14 protein-coding genes are annotated in these 15,808 nt (G+C 55.3%); 3 read left to right on the top strand and 11 right to left on the bottom strand.

Features of this window, described 5'->3' with window-relative positions:
- Positions 1-315: 315 nt before the first annotated feature.
- The 5 genes from ACFQI7_RS18790 to ACFQI7_RS18810 are packed head-to-tail and all read right to left on the bottom strand — an operon-like array spanning position 316 to position 6,553.
- Positions 316-2,835: a glycosyl hydrolase family 28-related protein gene (locus ACFQI7_RS18790; protein WP_218102620.1), complete on the bottom strand. Its 2,520-nt coding sequence runs from the start codon at positions 2,833-2,835 to the stop codon at positions 316-318.
- A gap of 31 nt (positions 2,836-2,866) precedes the next feature.
- The gene (locus ACFQI7_RS18795; RefSeq protein WP_218102621.1) at positions 2,867-3,496 is read right to left on the bottom strand and encodes an SGNH/GDSL hydrolase family protein; all 630 of its coding nucleotides are present in this window, start codon (positions 3,494-3,496) and stop codon (positions 2,867-2,869) included.
- A 56-nt stretch (positions 3,497-3,552) separates the two neighbouring features.
- Positions 3,553-5,010 (bottom strand): hypothetical protein, encoded by a 1,458-nt coding sequence (locus ACFQI7_RS18800; RefSeq protein ID WP_218102622.1) that lies wholly within the window; start codon positions 5,008-5,010, stop codon positions 3,553-3,555.
- A gap of 51 nt (positions 5,011-5,061) precedes the next feature.
- Complete coding sequence (locus ACFQI7_RS18805; protein WP_329958290.1) at positions 5,062-6,003, bottom strand: dihydrodipicolinate synthase family protein; 942 nt, start codon at positions 6,001-6,003, stop codon at positions 5,062-5,064.
- Positions 6,004-6,061: 58 nt separating this feature from the next.
- A complete protein-coding gene (locus tag ACFQI7_RS18810) occupies positions 6,062-6,553 on the bottom strand; it encodes a YhcH/YjgK/YiaL family protein (protein WP_218102623.1) in 492 nt (163 codons plus the stop codon).
- 606 nt (positions 6,554-7,159) lie between these two features.
- Between ACFQI7_RS18810 and ACFQI7_RS18815 the strand changes: the two genes are divergently transcribed.
- A complete protein-coding gene (locus tag ACFQI7_RS18815) occupies positions 7,160-8,491 on the top strand; it encodes an ABC transporter substrate-binding protein (protein WP_218102624.1) in 1,332 nt (443 codons plus the stop codon).
- A gap of 100 nt (positions 8,492-8,591) precedes the next feature.
- On the opposite strand, the gene ACFQI7_RS18820 is transcribed toward ACFQI7_RS18815, so the two are convergent.
- Positions 8,592-10,313 carry a diguanylate cyclase gene (locus ACFQI7_RS18820; RefSeq protein ID WP_230415615.1) on the bottom strand — a complete coding sequence of 574 codons (1,722 nt, stop codon included), beginning with the start codon at positions 10,311-10,313 and terminating at the stop codon, positions 8,592-8,594.
- A 24-nt stretch (positions 10,314-10,337) separates the two neighbouring features.
- Positions 10,338-10,736 (bottom strand): response regulator, encoded by a 399-nt coding sequence (locus tag ACFQI7_RS18825; RefSeq protein WP_218102625.1) that lies wholly within the window; start codon positions 10,734-10,736, stop codon positions 10,338-10,340.
- A gap of 168 nt (positions 10,737-10,904) precedes the next feature.
- On the opposite strand from ACFQI7_RS18825, the gene ACFQI7_RS18830 reads away from it, so the two are divergent.
- Positions 10,905-11,294 (top strand): hypothetical protein, encoded by a 390-nt coding sequence (locus ACFQI7_RS18830; RefSeq protein WP_230415617.1) that lies wholly within the window; start codon positions 10,905-10,907, stop codon positions 11,292-11,294.
- Between the two features lies 1 nt (position 11,295).
- Here ACFQI7_RS18830 and ACFQI7_RS18835 read toward each other — a convergent pair whose 3' ends face one another.
- Positions 11,296-11,715, bottom strand: a complete 420-nt coding sequence (locus tag ACFQI7_RS18835) for a gamma-glutamylcyclotransferase family protein (RefSeq protein ID WP_218102627.1) — start codon at positions 11,713-11,715, stop codon at positions 11,296-11,298.
- Between the two features lie 517 nt (positions 11,716-12,232).
- Between ACFQI7_RS18835 and ACFQI7_RS18840 the strand changes: the two genes are divergently transcribed.
- Positions 12,233-13,000 carry a sulfite exporter TauE/SafE family protein gene (locus ACFQI7_RS18840; protein ID WP_218102628.1) on the top strand — a complete coding sequence of 256 codons (768 nt, stop codon included), beginning with the start codon at positions 12,233-12,235 and terminating at the stop codon, positions 12,998-13,000.
- Between the two features lie 5 nt (positions 13,001-13,005).
- Here ACFQI7_RS18840 and ACFQI7_RS18845 read toward each other — a convergent pair whose 3' ends face one another.
- The 3 genes from ACFQI7_RS18845 to ACFQI7_RS18855 form a co-directional block, all read right to left on the bottom strand.
- On the bottom strand, positions 13,006-13,770 hold the full coding sequence (locus tag ACFQI7_RS18845) for a LamB/YcsF family protein (protein WP_218102667.1): 765 nt from the start codon (positions 13,768-13,770) through the stop codon (positions 13,006-13,008).
- A gap of 165 nt (positions 13,771-13,935) precedes the next feature.
- Positions 13,936-14,244: a CD3324 family protein gene (locus tag ACFQI7_RS18850; protein WP_218102629.1), complete on the bottom strand. Its 309-nt coding sequence runs from the start codon at positions 14,242-14,244 to the stop codon at positions 13,936-13,938.
- A gap of 542 nt (positions 14,245-14,786) precedes the next feature.
- Positions 14,787-15,806, bottom strand: coding sequence for a 5-oxoprolinase subunit C family protein (locus ACFQI7_RS18855; RefSeq protein ID WP_218102630.1), 1,020 nt, complete (start codon positions 15,804-15,806; stop codon positions 14,787-14,789).
- Between the last annotated feature and the right edge of the window lie 2 nt (positions 15,807-15,808).

The following is a 15,808-nucleotide window of genomic DNA, read 5'->3' on the forward strand; positions in this document are numbered from 1 at the left end:
AGACTTATAATTCAGTTTAAGTTATAATAATATTATAGAAGTCGAGGATATCTATATCTAGTTAAAATCTATCTAAAACAGGCATGCGACATATGTTATGTCGTTTTTTTGTGTTTATAAGCGTGTAAAAGCGGTGAAATACAAGCTCCTGCCGGTATATGACATAAGAGCCAGCAGTGGGGTTATATCGAAAAAGCCGATCAAGGGATCCTAAAGCACCCTTGATCGGCTTTTTGTTTTTACGTGATATCATGCGGTACGGCGGAAAACAACAGCCCGCCTCGATTCCGCCCGAGTCTATCATGCATACAGGCTTCAACCGCGCGGAGCAGCATCCGATAGACGTTTCACTTCCCGGCTCAGCTCCTGCACCGCTTGAATAAGCACGGGGACGAATTCCGTATAACGCAGCCCGTGACGGTCGGTTTCCCGATCGTATACGTACGCCCCGGCATCCATGCCAAGCGCATCAAATGCGGATTTCACCTCTTGGGCGATCAATCCGAAATGCGTGCGATCAAACCGGTGCTCGATGAGGCGCTCCTTCCCGGTTTCGTCTTTGACGGTTTCCTGGTAATCCTTAAACTTGAAAGCAACCGGACGCAGCCGCTCGATCAGCTCAAGCGCAGCCGCCATCGGTTCGATCCGTTCCTTCTCCCGAGCGTCCGATGTGTTCACCGTGCCGGTGGCGGCATAGATGTCTTTCCATCTGCTGCTGCTCGTTCCCAAGCTTAACGCATTGTCGGCGTTCGGCCGGGTCGTGCCGTATACGGTAATGTCGCTTGGGCTCAGCAACATCCGCGTGACCGAGTCGTTGCGCAGCCGCAAATTGCCCGAAGCGGACCTTAAGTCCAACTCCCCGGTTTCGTTGTAGCCGATCATTCCGATCTTATTGCCGTTGTAGTCGTATATCGTAACCGGCGTCGCTTTCGGCAGAGAGATCGGATACGTACCGTCGATTCTGCCGTTGATCAAACTATCGTCGACAAAACCGCGCGGAGTGAACAAGCCGCTCTCGGCGCCGAAGCGCGAAGCGCCCGTTCGCTTGAACAACGGCTGCCGGCAAATGACGCTATCCGTTCCCGTGCACCGCACGAACTGGATATCGTTCGTTTCCCCGGAAGGAAACGGCGCCGTGCTTTTACCGATAAACGGGGAAGCGATAAAGCGGGCGCCGGCCGGAAGATCAAAGCCGCTTCTCAAGGCGGACCGGGCGCTCTTCGCCTCGAAATAACAGGCGATAAATTCAATGTCCCGTGCATCGTGGCAATGCAGCAGCACATCCTCCCTCGTCTGAATCGTACAGTTCATGAAGATGATTCCGCGCACCGGTTCCCCGGATATTTCCAGGCAAGCGGACGGCGAGTCGAAAGGCGCGGAAAGACCGCCGTTCGTGCATACCACCCCGCTGCTGTGATCGAAGCCGGCGATATAGCAGTCGCTGATGACGGTACCGGCGAAGCCGAAATTCGAAGCCGACGTCCGGATCTCGCTTCCGGCCTTGATGCCGCCGGAAACGGGATTCGGGCTTACGCCCTCTAGGCGCAGGGTCGCGTCATCGATCCGGTTCGCCCGGCCGTACGTGTAGCTGTCCGATCCAACGCGGAACACGCCGCCCGTGCTGGGAAACGGATTGCTGGACGACCATGCGATGCCGACGGAATCGGACGCCACACTCAAGCAGCGGTACACATCGCCGCTTCGAATTCCCATCCCGACTTTGCCGCTCGCTACGCATTGTACAAAGCGGTTACTCTCCGCAGTCGGCACGCGGTCCGGATAACGAGGATCGTTCATACTGCTGATCAGGACGCCGTATTTGCGCCAGTAGCCGACCACTTGAACGAGATCGTACCGGCCCTGCGAGGCGTTTTTCAACCAGAGGCCGACGTCCCACGCATCCCCGAGTCCGGGGTCCGTCGCGCTGTTAAAGCCTTCGATGCCGTTAAAATGATGCGTGATCCGCAGCTGCGAAATGCCGCATTGCACCGCGTCTTCGACTAGAACCGCAACGGAGAACGGCTCAGGTGTCGCGGGATTGCTGCCCGCCGCATCTTCCCGGTAAAAGTTCGTCAGCTTGTACTCTTGCCCGGACACATCGGGGTTGCTCCTCACCCCGCCGCTCATCCGCATGTTCGTTATGCCGTAAACGGTATGCACTTTCGGCCCCGTACCTTTGAAGATGAGGTGCGTCCCTTTGCCGTCCAGCTTTTTAATATTTTGCGCGCTCGGCACCCACTCATCGAGGCCGGCTCCCCGCAACACGACGCCGGAAGGGACAACGAGCGTAGCGGTACATATGTACCTCCCCGCCGGAAAATAGACCGTGCCGCCCCGCTCGGCGCATGCCCGAATAGCCGCTTGGATGGCGGCGGTATCGTCGGTTTGGCCGTCCCCTTTGGCCCCGAACCAGCGGACGCTGATCTCGCCTTCATAAGCCCGCTTCAGCCTCATGCCCGAATTGGCAACAAGCACGAGGCCGGTATTATCCGGTGTCACCGTATCCGTCGGATCGCAGACGAACGGCCCTTCCTGCCCGCGGTCCGTCACAAAGTAGACGAAGCCCGGATCTGGCGCGTCATCATTGCGAATGTCGGCAATCGAGACCGTCACGCAATAATGGAGCGCCATCAAATCTTTTGGCTTCAGACTGTGATCCGTCCCGCTGCCAAGCCCGTATACGCTTGCTGCCACGAACGCCGCACCGGCAGCCCCCACGGAGGAAAAAAACGTTCGTCTCGTGATGACGGGCTTAGCGTCATCCCCCGCATGTCGCGCACAATCCTCGTCTTTCGCTCGCTCTTGCCGTTCGGTTTCCTTATGATCATCCGTCATGTACGGCCCCCGCTTTCGTCAAAAGTTAAAGCTACATTTCCCTTTGAACCGCTTTCAACCACGTGGATGCGATGAGCATATCGCCCAGTGAAGTCATATGAACGCCATCGGTTGTCAGCGCTTTCCCCGTCCCTCGCCTCAAAAACTGTATAAACGCTTCATGCGTCGGCACAAGTACCGCTTGGAACGCTTCGGCAAGCTGCCCGACAATATCCACGTAAGGCTTCAGCATCCGGTTGCCGATCGAATCGGGATATTCTTTAATGATCGTAGGCTGCATCAGAATGAACCGGCAGCCGGTTTCCGCTCTCGCTTGCTCCAGCAAGCTCCGGTATACTTCAGCAAACCGTTCGGGATATACCTGTTCCGCCTCGGGCGAATCGAGCTGTCGCCACACATCATTAATGCCGATCGAAATCGATACCCAATTCGGCTTATGCTCCAGCACATCGAGTCGCCACCGGCGCTGCAGATCAATGACCCTGTTGCCACTCGTGCCTTCGTTGATGATCTTGAGCGAGAGCTCCGGATAGGCCACGGTGAAATAATCATGAAGCAGTCTCACATAGCTTCCGCCCAGCTTAAGCGGATCGGTCTTTCTCCCTTTGTCCGTAATGCTATCTCCGATGAACACAAGGGTGTCGTCTTTTTGAAACGTCATGGCCATCCCTTCTTCCGTTTCCCGTCATCTCGAACATTCCAGACGCGTCAACATCGTCAACTCCGAAAATGGTCAATCGTATGGAACGTAATGTAGTTCGCATTATGATAATTGAACGCCCCGTTGATGGCCGTCCGGCTGGCGTACACGATGTTGTCGCCGTCAAACTGCCAATCCACGTACTGGAAACCGACTTTCGTATCATCCTCGGGCCACCCGTTATCCTGATAGTTAAGAACATCCTTCTGAATGTGCCAATGCTCCAAATCTTCCGACCATACCAATGTCAAAATATTGCGTTGGCTCACATTCGGAAGCGTCACCCGGTTCACCAAAGACCAATATTTGCCGCTGACCGCATCGTAATGGATCGTAAATTTGGACATGTTGCCGTGAAAATCGACGACTTTACGGAACGTAAGCGGTGCCTCCGGCCGTTCGTCGTTGACGTTCAGCATAATCGCCCGGCCGTACTCGGGGCTGCCGCCCTTCGTATTGTAGCGGAGCACATTGACCAGCTTTCCGTCCGGGGCCACGACGACATTGCCTTCGAGCAGCGACGGCTTTCCGCCTTCGATCGTACCGGGCCATTCGCTGGAGTAAGGCAGAAACGGCGTCACGGTCCACTGCGCCGGATCGAGCAAATCGCCGTCCGCAGGCACAGAAACGACGCCGGTATCGTGTCCGCCGGTTTGCCACGAGCCGAATTCCACCGCGGTCCAAAGGCGGCCCCGATGCTCCACGACCGGCATCGGCGCTTTATGCGGCCCTCTTGCCTCCCGGCTGCCCGCGGGAATAATTTCGCTAGGCGCCGACCATGTTGCCCCCCCATCGTCCGAGCGTCCGATCAGCAGCGCGCCGTATTCCGTACTCGTTCCGAGCATATACAAAGCGCCGCGATGCAGGAACAGTTTGCCCCAGAAGCACGGATACAGGTCGCACAGAAACGACCAGGTGCGTCCCTCGTCTGCGGACCGGAACAGCTTCGTCAAGTTTTGTCCCGCCTTCCCCCAAAATACATCATGAGAAACAACCCATTCGCCGCCGGGCAGCTTGACGATGGAAGGACTGGCCGGCGAGCGGCCCGAGAAGCCGTACGTATAATCGTCGGGATGAATGTAGTTGACGACAGTCCCCGGCACGTCGCCGGTTCGCACCAACCTTACCGGGCTGCCGGCCACCGGTTCCGCCGTTCCCTCGGCCACCGCTCGAACCGATACCCGATACTCCTTCGCGTTGTCGAGGCCGCTGATCTCCGTGCTGTTCTCGCTGCCGGGCACTTGCACAACCGCCAATTCGGCTTCGTCTGCCCCGGACGTCACTCTAATCTCATAAGCCAGTTTGCCGGCATCGAAGGAACCTTCATACTTCCAGTCCAGACGCAGTTTCCCGTCGCCTGGCGCCAGCCTCACGATATTCAGATCGCTGCAGACCGCTCCATCCCCTTGCGCCGAACGCGTCAACTCTCTCGTATTCAAATACCCCCACGCCTGCTTCCGAACACCGCTTATCATAAGAACGCCTCCTCAATGTGTAATGTAATAATGCTCATACTCTTGTGCTGCCTAACGGACGGATTCCTTCTCCTGGAATAAAAGCTGTTTTACCGTATTGCCGAGCTTCTCCAATTGTTCTACTTCCAATCGATGATTCCCTTTCATCGCAGAAGCGTCTTTAACACGGCAAACTGTCTCGATCGGCAAACCGAGCTGCCGCAAATGGTATTTGGCATTGACCGGGTACACTTGCAGCTCGATAAGCGAGGCTACCGTCAAAAACGACTGCAATCGCTCGGCCAACTCCGCGTCATTACGCCATTGCCCAACGAGCCTAACATACAAATCCGGATGGAAATTCGCCATGACGCCGCTGAAGCCTGCCGCGCCGAGCTTGAGCGATTCCAGCAGCGTCGTCGAGTTGGCGTTGAACAGCTTCAGTTCGCTGCCGGATACCGCATCGAGCTTCGCTTTTATTTGCCGCACGTCGCAGCTCGTATCTTTAAGGAACAGGAACCTTCCAGTGGCCGCGCACCACTTCAGTGTCTCGGGCGCAAGCAGCCTTTTGTAAGGATAGGGGCACTCGTAGACGCCGAAAGGGACGTCCGGCACTGCATCCAGCAGCTTTTGCGCACTATCGATCCACACGCCGTCGTCTTCCTCCGCTTTCGCGAGACGGTTGCTGACGATGACGATCGCATCCACGCCGGTGGCCGCCAGTTGCTTCAATTCCTCGATTTGGTCGCTGAGCTCATCGGAAATATGGCCGGATGCGATCACTTGAACGCGGCCGGCCGCCTTCTCCTTCACGAAGCGCGCGATCCTCACCCGCTCCGCAAGCGTCAAATAAAACATTTCGCTGGATTGGCATACGGCGAACAATCCCTGCACGCCGCTGGCGATATACCATTCGATCAACTGCTCCAAAGCGTCGTAATCGACCTCGCCTGTCAATGTAAAAGGCGTAATCATCGTAGGCCATACGCCGCTGGCAATCGTTTTGCCCATCATCGTTACCTCGCTTCGCTGTTATAAAATTTAGCATGAAACATGCCCTCCGTACGTTCCGTCACCTGCCGGAACCGTCTTGCAGCCATAAATTTTTATGAATTTTAATGACGACTTTGCGGATCGTTTGATCGTTCGTCACGCTGCAGCAAGGCCGATGCACATCCGCCGGTAAAAAGACGGCGAACATCCCCGGTGTAAGCAGCAGCTCCGAATCGTCGATGCCGACTTCGTAGAGCAATAAGTCTTTTTCGCCCAGCAAACGTTGCGATACCCGCTGTTTTCCGTTCGCCCTAACCGTTCCGATCCGCTCTTCGCCGTGAAGCAGGCATTGAATATCAACAAACATTTCGTGCGACTCGGGCGTACGGAACGATTTGGCCTGCGTCTCGATCGTTTGAACGATCGCGAACATCGAATCTCCCCTAATCGCATACGTTCCATCCTTCACGGCTTCAAAATCCGTTTGCCGAATATACTCGATTCCCGCTTGGATGGACGGATGAAACATATGCTTTTCCTGATCCCAATGGGTCAGATCGCTAACGATCATAGAAAGCCTCCCTCAGCAGTTCCATATAGTAGAACAAAGTTCTTGTAGTGACACAAAAAAATAACAAATTATCTTTTCACGAATCTTCATTCGTTCCCCATTATGGAACAACGTTCTTTTCATTTTCATTTTAATACACATTGTTGACGATGACAATCCTAATTTTCCAGAAAATCTTCTGATCCAAGCCTTATCGGGGAAGATACTTAACAAAAAGGTGTTCCCCGCCTATTTTTTAACAAGCACAAAAAAATTACGAAAAACCTGTTGATATATTTTTTTTAATCCCGTACTATACAACTATAAACAAATAATGATGAACGTGGTTCTTAATTACAGAACACGGTGAGCGAGCAATCTTGATATGCAGCTCATCTTTTTTTCTCAAATGTATAGAATCAGGTTCTTCATTGTAGAACAACTTTATGAATTGCATCTAACAGATGCAGTGCAAAAGGGGGAATCCGCTTTTGGCAACACATTTGGGTGCTGCGGCGGGACGTATACAGAAAAAGGTTTCCGTTCTGCCGCACATTATGCAAGCGCTTCACTAATCGGAAGCTTCGTTTCCGATCCACAAACAAACCATTTCATGAGGTGATCTCTATGTTCAAAAAGCAATCCAAATGGATGCTGTCCGGCCTCGTTCTCAGCTGCTCCGTTTTCGCCGGCTGCGGTGGAGGAGATAAACAACCGCAAACAAGCGGCAACACGCCCGCTCCCGCGCAAAACAACAGTCCGGTAACCATCACTCTATATGCCCGGACGCTGCTGCTTAATGAAGATTTCGATAAATATATCAAGCAGCCGCTGAGTCAAAAATTTCCGAACGTCACGATCAACAAAATCGATAACGAAAAAGGGAAAACGATTCAAGATTTACTGACGGCCGGACAAATCCCGGATCTGATCTGGGAAGGCTTGACGAATATGCAGACGCTCACGGATCTGAAACTGCCCGTAGACTTGGAACCGCTTTCCAAAAAACATGGATTTGATTTGAACCGGCTCGATCCGACGCTTGTGAAAAGCATCCGCAGCTATTCGGACAAAGGACAGTTGCTCTATCTCCCGTTCCGTGCGTTCTCCTTCGGCCTCCACTACAACAAAGACATCTTCGATAAATTCGGCGTCGAGTACCCGAAAGATAATATGACGTGGGATCAAGCCGTCGAACTGGCCAAAAAAGTTACGGGTATCCGGGACGGCGTGGATTATCGCGGTCTGCATTCAGGCATCAGTATTAACCGCATTCAAACCCAGATGTCGCTGCCTTACGTCGACGCGAAGACGGAGAAGCCGGTGCTGCTGTCGAACGACCGCTGGCAAACGCTGTTCCGCACCTTTAAGGACATTTACGGCATTCCCGGCAATTACCCGAAAGGCGCTTCCTTCGGCGACGGAAGAAAGGCGTTTCTGGAAACGCGCAATTTGGCGATGTTCCCCCACCTGCTCCTGATCGGCGACGCCGATTTTGCCGAGGCGGTGAAAAAAGGGTTGAGCTGGGGCGTGACCACGTTCCCTTCCATGAAAGATAAGCCGGGCGTCGGTCCGGGCGTGTTCTCGGACGGCTTTATCATACCGGAAGGCGGCAAAAATCAAGACCTTGTCTTCCAGCTTATCGCCCATCTGCTCTCCGACGAAGTGCAGGGCGAAGCGGCCAAGCTCGGCAATCCGCCGGCCGTTACGAATCCCGAAGTCAGAAAGAAGCTGTACGAGAGCAATCCGCTGGCCAAAGGCATTAACTTGACCCCGATCTTCAATATGAAGTACGCTGACCCATATACGAAAACGCAATATGACAGCAAAGTTCAAGGCATCGTCCAGAAGCAATTGGAGCAATATTTTACCGACAAGGCGGACTTGAATACCGCCCTACGCAATGCGGAGGAAGAAATGATCAAGACGATCGATCAGGAGAAATTGAAAGCGAAGTAGTTAATCGCGGGAAACCCGGCATCGTTTTGCACCGAAGAATCATAGAAGACTGCCCGGCCGTCGCTTGACGGTTGGGCAGTCTGATTTGCATAAGTGCGTTTTATATATTCAGCAGCTCTTTGACCTTAACCTCGAGCTCCACCATGGAGAACGGCTTGTGCATATACGCATTGGCCCCGAGTTGGAGGCCCCGGTTAATATCCTCATCCCGGCTGCGGCCGGAAAGAATTAATATTTTTGCAGCAGGTCGCAAGCCGTTCGCGTGAAGCCGCTCCAGCAACCCGTACCCGTCAAGCTCCGGCATGACGCCATCGAGCAGGCACAAGTCGACCGGCTGCTCAAGCAGGATGCGATAAGCTTGCTCGCCGTCCGCCGCCTCCACGAATTGCACCGGGAGATGCTTCAGCTTGGCGATCAGAATCGAGCGCAAGATGCGGTCGTCGTCGGCAATAAGTACTTTTTTGCATGATTGCAGGGCAAGCGGCTCCTCACTGGAAGGCGCCCCATTTTCCCCCGTGCGGATCACCACTTGATTGCGTCCCCGCTGCTTCGCTTCGTACATGGCATCGTCCGAATTCCGAATCCATTCGTCTACCGTCATTCCCGGATGCCACTCCGATACTCCGGCCGAGAACGTAATATGATAGGACTGACCTTCATTTTGAGCGACCGGCCCTTTGTGCGTGCAGGCGAGAATCGCTTCCACCGTCTTCTTCGCGTCCGCGCCGGGTGTATTCGGCATCGCGATGACAAATTCCTCGCCCCCGAACCGGGCCAGCAAATCGGTGGCGCGCAAATGATGCTGCAGCAAATGCGCCAGGCCTTGCAGCACCAGATCGCCCACATGATGCCCATGCGTATCGTTGATCGACTTAAACCGATCAATGTCGATGAACACCATGGAGATCGGCGCCGGATAACGCCGAATGCGGCCGAGCTCCACTTGAATCTGATGATCGAAGTAGCGCCGATTGTACACGCCGGTGAGCGGGTCGCGAAAAGCAAGCTGCTCAAACGTTCGCGTACGCTTCAACAAACTGCAGATGCGTGCGTGAATTTCTTCATAATGAAACGGCTTGGCCACAAAATCGTCGGCCCCCAAATAAAAGCTGCGCACTTTATCGTTTACATCGTCTCGGGCCGATACGATCATCAAGGGAATCCATTTGAGCGTCGGATCTTCCTTCATAAATTCGATTAATTCATACCCGCTTGTAGGGCGCATCATCAGGTCGAGCGTAACCAAATGGTATGTCCGCTCCCGCAGCAGCCTTTGCGCCGTGGCGACATCGGCCGCGTCGTCTACTTCATAGCCGTCAAGGTTAAGCCTTTGCGCCAAAAAAGAGCGCATCGCATCATCGTCATCGATGACAAGCAGCCTTTCATCGTGCAGCGGAGGCACCTGCCGGTAAAGTTGCTCGTATTGCTCGTCAAGCTCCAGTTCGCGTCCGTACATCTCGAGCTCCAGCGTCAGCTCCTCCAGGTGCGGCCGGGACGACCGGACACTTTCGGCAGAGCGCCCGATGGCCGCCTCCTGCCCGAACGAAGCGCCTTCGTCCTGCGTCCAATCCCAGATCCGATCCAGCTCCTCGGCGAGCAAGCCGATCCGCATGAAATCGAACATCGGCGCGCTCCCCTTGATCGTATGAACGGCCCGGTATATCCGCTGGCCCGCGTCCAAAGATTCCGCATTCCCCGCCGCTTCATCAATCCACTCGCGAAGCGACGCCGTTTGCTTTTGAAGCTCATGAATATATCGTTTGCGACCTTCCTTCATCAATCTGCGTTCTCTGTCGTCCCGGTCCCGAGTCAAGTTGTCCATCGTCATCACACTCCGTCTTCCCGATCACAAACCGGCGGATCCATGCGTACCTCGCCGGATCATTTCCTCTATCGTATCGACCAGTTGAAGCGGGCTGAACGGCTTGACGATATATTGCGTCACGCCCGCCGCTTTTGCGCGCTCCCGATCTTTCTCCAGCGCTTTGGCCGTCAGCAAAATAACGGGCGCCTGCGAATTCGGATTCGGGTTGCCGCGCAGCCATTCACACACGTCCACACCGGTCCGTTCAGGCATCATATAATCCAATATCACCAAGTCGAATGCCTCCGACTGCAAGCAATGGAGCGCCTGCTGGCCGTCCTCGGCCTCCTTGATTTCATAACCTTCCTCTTCCAACGTTTCCGTCAACAGAAAACGTAAAGCCGCCTCATCCTCGGCAAGCAATATTTTTCCTCGCTTCATGCGATCTGTCCCCTTTCCCGAATGGCCGCATACATATTTTTCAACATTTTTCGTACTTTGCATAAGTCAATAGTACGATGCATAAGACATAAGAACCATGGTATGATTGTGTTATAAAAAATATTTTAGGTATATTGGTAGTTTTGCCCTATTGAGAGGATGGTTATATTGAATCCCACTTCCATTGAACACTTGATCCGCAAAGTGTCCAAGTATGTTAGTTTCGGCCAGCCGGTGTCGTCCGGCTCCGTCATCAGCCAGCGCATATCCGATCCTCGGCTCCCTATACTGGCATACTACCTTAATATGAAGCTGCAAAATGAACAAGAGCAGTATTATCGCGAGGTTTGGCTGAAAAAGGATGGTAGCTTCGCCATTACCGAAGCATGGTACAAAGACAGTTCCGTTACGCGGAAACTGTACCAAGATCAGCTGACAGCCGACCAATTGAAACATGCGATCGGTGAGGAAGAATTGAACAGCGTCATCTTGCGAATGACCGAAATTGTCAAAAAGTTCGAAAGAGACGATTGGAAGCCGCAATCAAGGCGAATGTAGCTCACGAAGGGTCTGCCGGGCTGCGTTCCGATTCGAATTGCTTGCCCTCCCGATGCCATCGCCACGAACGGCCGGCGATGGCGGGGCAGCCCCGGGAATCGGGCCAGGCGTAAATCCATCCTTCCCGCTCTTCTTGCCGCGCATCGCGTACCCAAATCCGCTCATAATCGTTCGGCATGCCCGGACCGTAATATTCCTCCAATTCGTCCATTCGAGCAAGCCCTTCCTCCGTTACAACGAGCCACAATCCCTCCACTAGATCGCCATCCCCATAACCGGCAAGCACGATCGCCGGGTAAGCGCCGCAATCATAAAGCTTGCCGTATACGACGCCGGACCGCGCCGACAAAATATGGGAAGCGATCACATGATGATTCGACTCTCCTTCAAGCAGTGTGCCGTAAACAAAAACCGGGATCATGACAACACTCCTTTGTAACCAAACGTCAATATACTCTCCATATCATACCACATCTGAGCGTCCGGAGCCCGCAGTCGGACCGCCTTCATTCGGCGAACCCCGGGACGTCATATCCGTTATTACATATGCATTATAATCGAATTGCCGCAAGGGAGGAACAACCGCGCCGTGTCCGAAAGCAGCGGGCTCATCATTCTTTTCTCCGCTCCGGCCGGGATTCGTACCGTTTCGAAAAAATGCGCAGCGAAATGCCGAATATTGTCTGCAACAGCGGTCAAAAGAGCCGAATGAGGAAAAGGCAGGATTGAAGGTCACCAGTAAACATAGGCAAACATATAGTAAGAATGCGAATGCGCAGCGTCCGCTTGGATGCTGTCACATTCGCTGTGCAATGGATGCGCTATAGGCTTGCGTTACGTAACAAATAACAAAAACAAGAAAAAACAAGTATTGCGCATCGGTTAACTAGGAATTATACTTTGATCTATAAGGAAATGAATCGCAAGGAGCGTATAGGATGGATTGGACGATCTTTTTGATGGGCGCCCTTGTCGGGGTGCTTGTAGGGCTTACAGGCGTCGGAGGCGCGGCATTGCTGACACCGGTGCTCGTATTCCTTGGAATACAGCCGACGGTAGCTGTCGCAACGGACTTATTTTATAATTCGATTACCAAGTTGTTCGGAAGCATCCAGCACATTCGGCAACGGACCGTACAAACGCGTCTTGTGTTGTATTTGGCGATGGGGAGCGTCCCCAGCGCCGTTGCCGCGATTCTGCTGCTTAAATATTATCCGCCTTTACATGACTACCAGGATACGATTATCAAACACGCGCTCGGCATTGTATTGATAATCGTCGCCCTCGTAAGCCTTGTAAAAGTATGGTTCGACAAGGGCGGCGTCCGGACGAACCGGATTCAGGAAAAGCCGCTGTCGGAGAAAAAAACGATGACCATTATGATCGGCGTCATTCTCGGCTTTGTCGTCGGCTTGACGTCGATCGGCTCCGGATCTTTATTTGCGCTGGCCATGATGTTTTTGTTCCGGCTGACCGCCGCGGAGCTCGTAGGCACCGATATCGTGCATGCGTTCCTCCTCGTCTCGGCCGCGGGCCTCATGCATGCCGGGTTCGGGACCATCAACTACGCCCTGGCGTTCAACCTGCTCGCCGGCTCGATTCCGGGCGTACTCGTCGGCAGCAGCCTGTCGGCGAAACTGCCACCCACCCCGCTGCGTACGGTAATGGCCACAATCATTCTCATCAGCGGCATCAAATTGATTTAACCATGTTACATTCTCGAGGGGGCGTTCACTGCGATGCCCTCTCGCTTCATTTCGGCGCGCAGCCGGGCAACCAGAGCCGCTGCTTCGGGGCCGTCGCCGTGGACGCAGAACGTATCTGCGTGAAGCGCCATATCGGCGCCTGCGGCCGTCGCGACCTTTCCTTCGTGGATGATCCGCAGCACTTGCTCCGCTGCAGCGCCGGCATCGTGAAGGACGGCGCCGGGCTCGTCTCGCGGCGTCAGCGTCCCGTCCGCCCGGTACGTCCGGTCGGCGAACGCTTCCGCCACCGCACGCAGGCCGGCCGCCTCGGCCGCACGAATCAACTCGCTGCCCGAGAGGCCGTACAGCATCAACTGCGGATCGAACCGGCTTACCGCCTGCGCGATCGCATCCGCCAGCCGCCGATCCGTCGCGGCCATATTGTACAGTGCCCCGTGCGGCTTCACATGCTGCATCCGTCCGCCTTCGGCACGGACGAACGCCTGCAGCGCGCCGATCTGATACAGCACCATATCGTGCGCTTCCTCCGGCGTAATGCGCATCATCCTACGCCCAAAGCCCGCCAGATCCGGCAGTCCCGGGTGAGCGCCGATCGCAACGCCTTTTTCCAGACACAGCTTCACCGTACGCCGCATGACTGCCGGATCTCCGGCATGGTAGCCGCAAGCGATATTGGCGGAACTAATCTGATCCAGCAGCGCTTCATCCTGCCCGATCCGGTACACGCCGAAGCTCTCGCCCAAATCCCCGTTCAAATCGATAGTCCGCAAAGGCGCCGTCCCCTTCATTCTTCATTCACCTCATTGATTGCTATGTACATGCCGCTGCCGCATCTGCAAAAGCAGCAGGAAAAACGCGAAAAAGAAAAAAGCCAAAAGCGTCCACTTCTGGCTTCATTCTTCTATGTCAGCCGGACCGGGAACCGACGTTTCCGGTCAATGCCTTGTGGACGCCGCTTCCTGCTGCCGGATTGTAAGTCCCCGGGTTTTGACGATAATTTTGCGAATGCTGTCTTCCGACAAATGAAACTGACGGATCAGTTCCGATACGCTGTGACCGTTCTGGTACAGCCGAAATATTTCGTAGTTTCGACGCAGAATCGATTGGCGCGTTCCGTTATTCTCGCCCCAGCCTGCGCGGGTCTGTTCCTTTTTCGGTATATAAATGATTTCGCCCTGAATGTAATCCTGCAGTTGTTTCAGCAGGCTAGGCGGCAATATATCCTTCCCGTTCTTGTACCCCACCGATGAAAGCCTCCTTTCGTGCCGTGTTCGTCCGAGCCTCGAAAGTTGCAAGCATTTTCATCTTCACACCTCCATCAAGAGCTTTGTTGGTATACAAAACCGATGTCTAAGCATAAGGGAAATAAAAATAAAAAAAACACGATGTACCGTATCGTGCCCAAATGCCTTCTATGTCATATATCGATCAATGACGTTCAGGTGACGGTGCTTTCGAAAATGCTTATTCACTTGCGAGCAATCCCTTTTCCGTTTCTAAATGCGCTTCTGTTGATCATTGCAGCTGCACTCCTTTCACCTGATTTGATTGATGATACGTGAATCTCCTTTATTTAACCATACTTTCCCATATATGTCCAGTCGTTCCTTCGAACATAGAAGGGGCCCGCGAAGGCCCCCCATTTGATTGGCGCTTCCGCTTACGCAGAAGCCACCTCCATTTGTGTAATCATTGCTCACGATCACTCCTTTCCTTTAGCGTCAGCTGGCCGGCTACATGTACTATTAACTCATACATGCCGCCTCGGAGCAAGGTGAGAAAATCGTTATAACGATTTAATCCTTACCGCTGCGGCGGCGGTAAACTGGCGAAGCGCACGCTCGCGCATCACGTAAAGCGCCTGCGCCTCTTCGAGGCCGATCTCCGCGAAGCGGACCGCGCCGCCGGGCCGCACCTGCGCGAGCAGCGGCAAATCGACGGCGGCGATGTGCGCGATGCGCGGATAGCCGCCCGTCGTCTGCGCCTCCGCCAGCAGCGCAATCGGCTGTCCGTCCGGCGGCACCTGCACGGCGCCGGGCGCGACGGCCTCGGAGATCATCTCGAGCGGCGCGCGCAAGCGCAGCGGCCCGCCCTCCAGCCGGCAGCCCATGCGGTCCGACTGCGGCGTCACACGGTAGGGCGCGGCGAACAAAGCTTCGAGGCTGGCCGCCTCGAAGCTGTCCGCCTCGCGCCCGCGCATGACGCGCAGCGTCGGCTGCTCCGCATACGGCGGGCGCCACCGCGGCGCGAGCCCCCACGTCGAGGGGACGAGTGCCGTCCCCGGCGCAGCCGTCCGCGCGAGGCGCGCCGCGAGCGCCGCAGCCGCCGCCGGCAGCGGCCCGGCGGGCAGCCGGTCGCCGGCCTGCAGAGCCCGGCCGGCGAAGCCGCCGAGCGCCGCGCGCATGTGCGTGCTGCGGCTGCCGAGCACGGCGGGCACGGCGATGCCGCCCGCTACGGCGAGCATCGCGCGCAGTCCGCGCCGCGCGGGGCCGAGGCGCAGCAGCGTGCCGCTGCGCACGAACACGGGAAGCCAGCCGGGCAGCGGCGTCCCGTCTTCGGCGCGCGCGTCCGGATGATCGGCGCCGCAAAGCGCGACAAGCGCATCGCGCTCGAACCGCAGCGACGCGCCCGTCATCGTCGTCTCCAGCGCCGCCGCCCCCGGCGCATTGCCGACCAGCGCGTTCGCCGTACGCAACGCGAACGTGTCGGCAGCGCCGCCGACCGATACGCCGATGGCACGGCTTCCGAAGCGGCCGCCGTCCTGCACCGTCGTCAGCAAGCCGGGCGATTCCACGACTATGCCCATCG

This window comes from Paenibacillus allorhizosphaerae (genome assembly GCF_042659105.1).
GTDB classification, from domain to species: Bacteria; Bacillota; Bacilli; order Paenibacillales; family NBRC-103111; genus Paenibacillus_G; species Paenibacillus_G allorhizosphaerae.

Excerpts from the sequence above, each read along its gene's own strand:
- ACFQI7_RS18800 (WP_218102622.1), bottom strand. The coding sequence starts at position 5,010 with ATGATAAGCGGTGTTCGGAAGCAGGCGTGGGGGTATTTGAATACGAGA.
- ACFQI7_RS18795 (WP_218102621.1), bottom strand. The coding sequence starts at position 3,496 with ATGACGTTTCAAAAAGACGACACCCTTGTGTTCATCGGAGATAGCATT.
- ACFQI7_RS18810 (WP_218102623.1), bottom strand. The coding sequence starts at position 6,553 with ATGATCGTTAGCGATCTGACCCATTGGGATCAGGAAAAGCATATGTTT.
- ACFQI7_RS18815 (WP_218102624.1), top strand. The coding sequence starts at position 7,160 with ATGTTCAAAAAGCAATCCAAATGGATGCTGTCCGGCCTCGTTCTCAGC.
- ACFQI7_RS18825 (WP_218102625.1), bottom strand. The coding sequence starts at position 10,736 with ATGAAGCGAGGAAAAATATTGCTTGCCGAGGATGAGGCGGCTTTACGT.
- ACFQI7_RS18855 (WP_218102630.1), bottom strand. The coding sequence starts at position 15,806 with ATGGGCATAGTCGTGGAATCGCCCGGCTTGCTGACGACGGTGCAGGAC.
- ACFQI7_RS18820 (WP_230415615.1), bottom strand. The coding sequence starts at position 10,313 with ATGGACAACTTGACTCGGGACCGGGACGACAGAGAACGCAGATTGATG.
- ACFQI7_RS18835 (WP_218102627.1), bottom strand. The coding sequence starts at position 11,715 with ATGATCCCGGTTTTTGTTTACGGCACACTGCTTGAAGGAGAGTCGAAT.
- ACFQI7_RS18790 (WP_218102620.1), bottom strand. The coding sequence starts at position 2,835 with ATGACGGATGATCATAAGGAAACCGAACGGCAAGAGCGAGCGAAAGAC.
- ACFQI7_RS18805 (WP_329958290.1), bottom strand. The coding sequence starts at position 6,003 with ATGATGGGCAAAACGATTGCCAGCGGCGTATGGCCTACGATGATTACG.
- ACFQI7_RS18840 (WP_218102628.1), top strand. The coding sequence starts at position 12,233 with ATGGATTGGACGATCTTTTTGATGGGCGCCCTTGTCGGGGTGCTTGTA.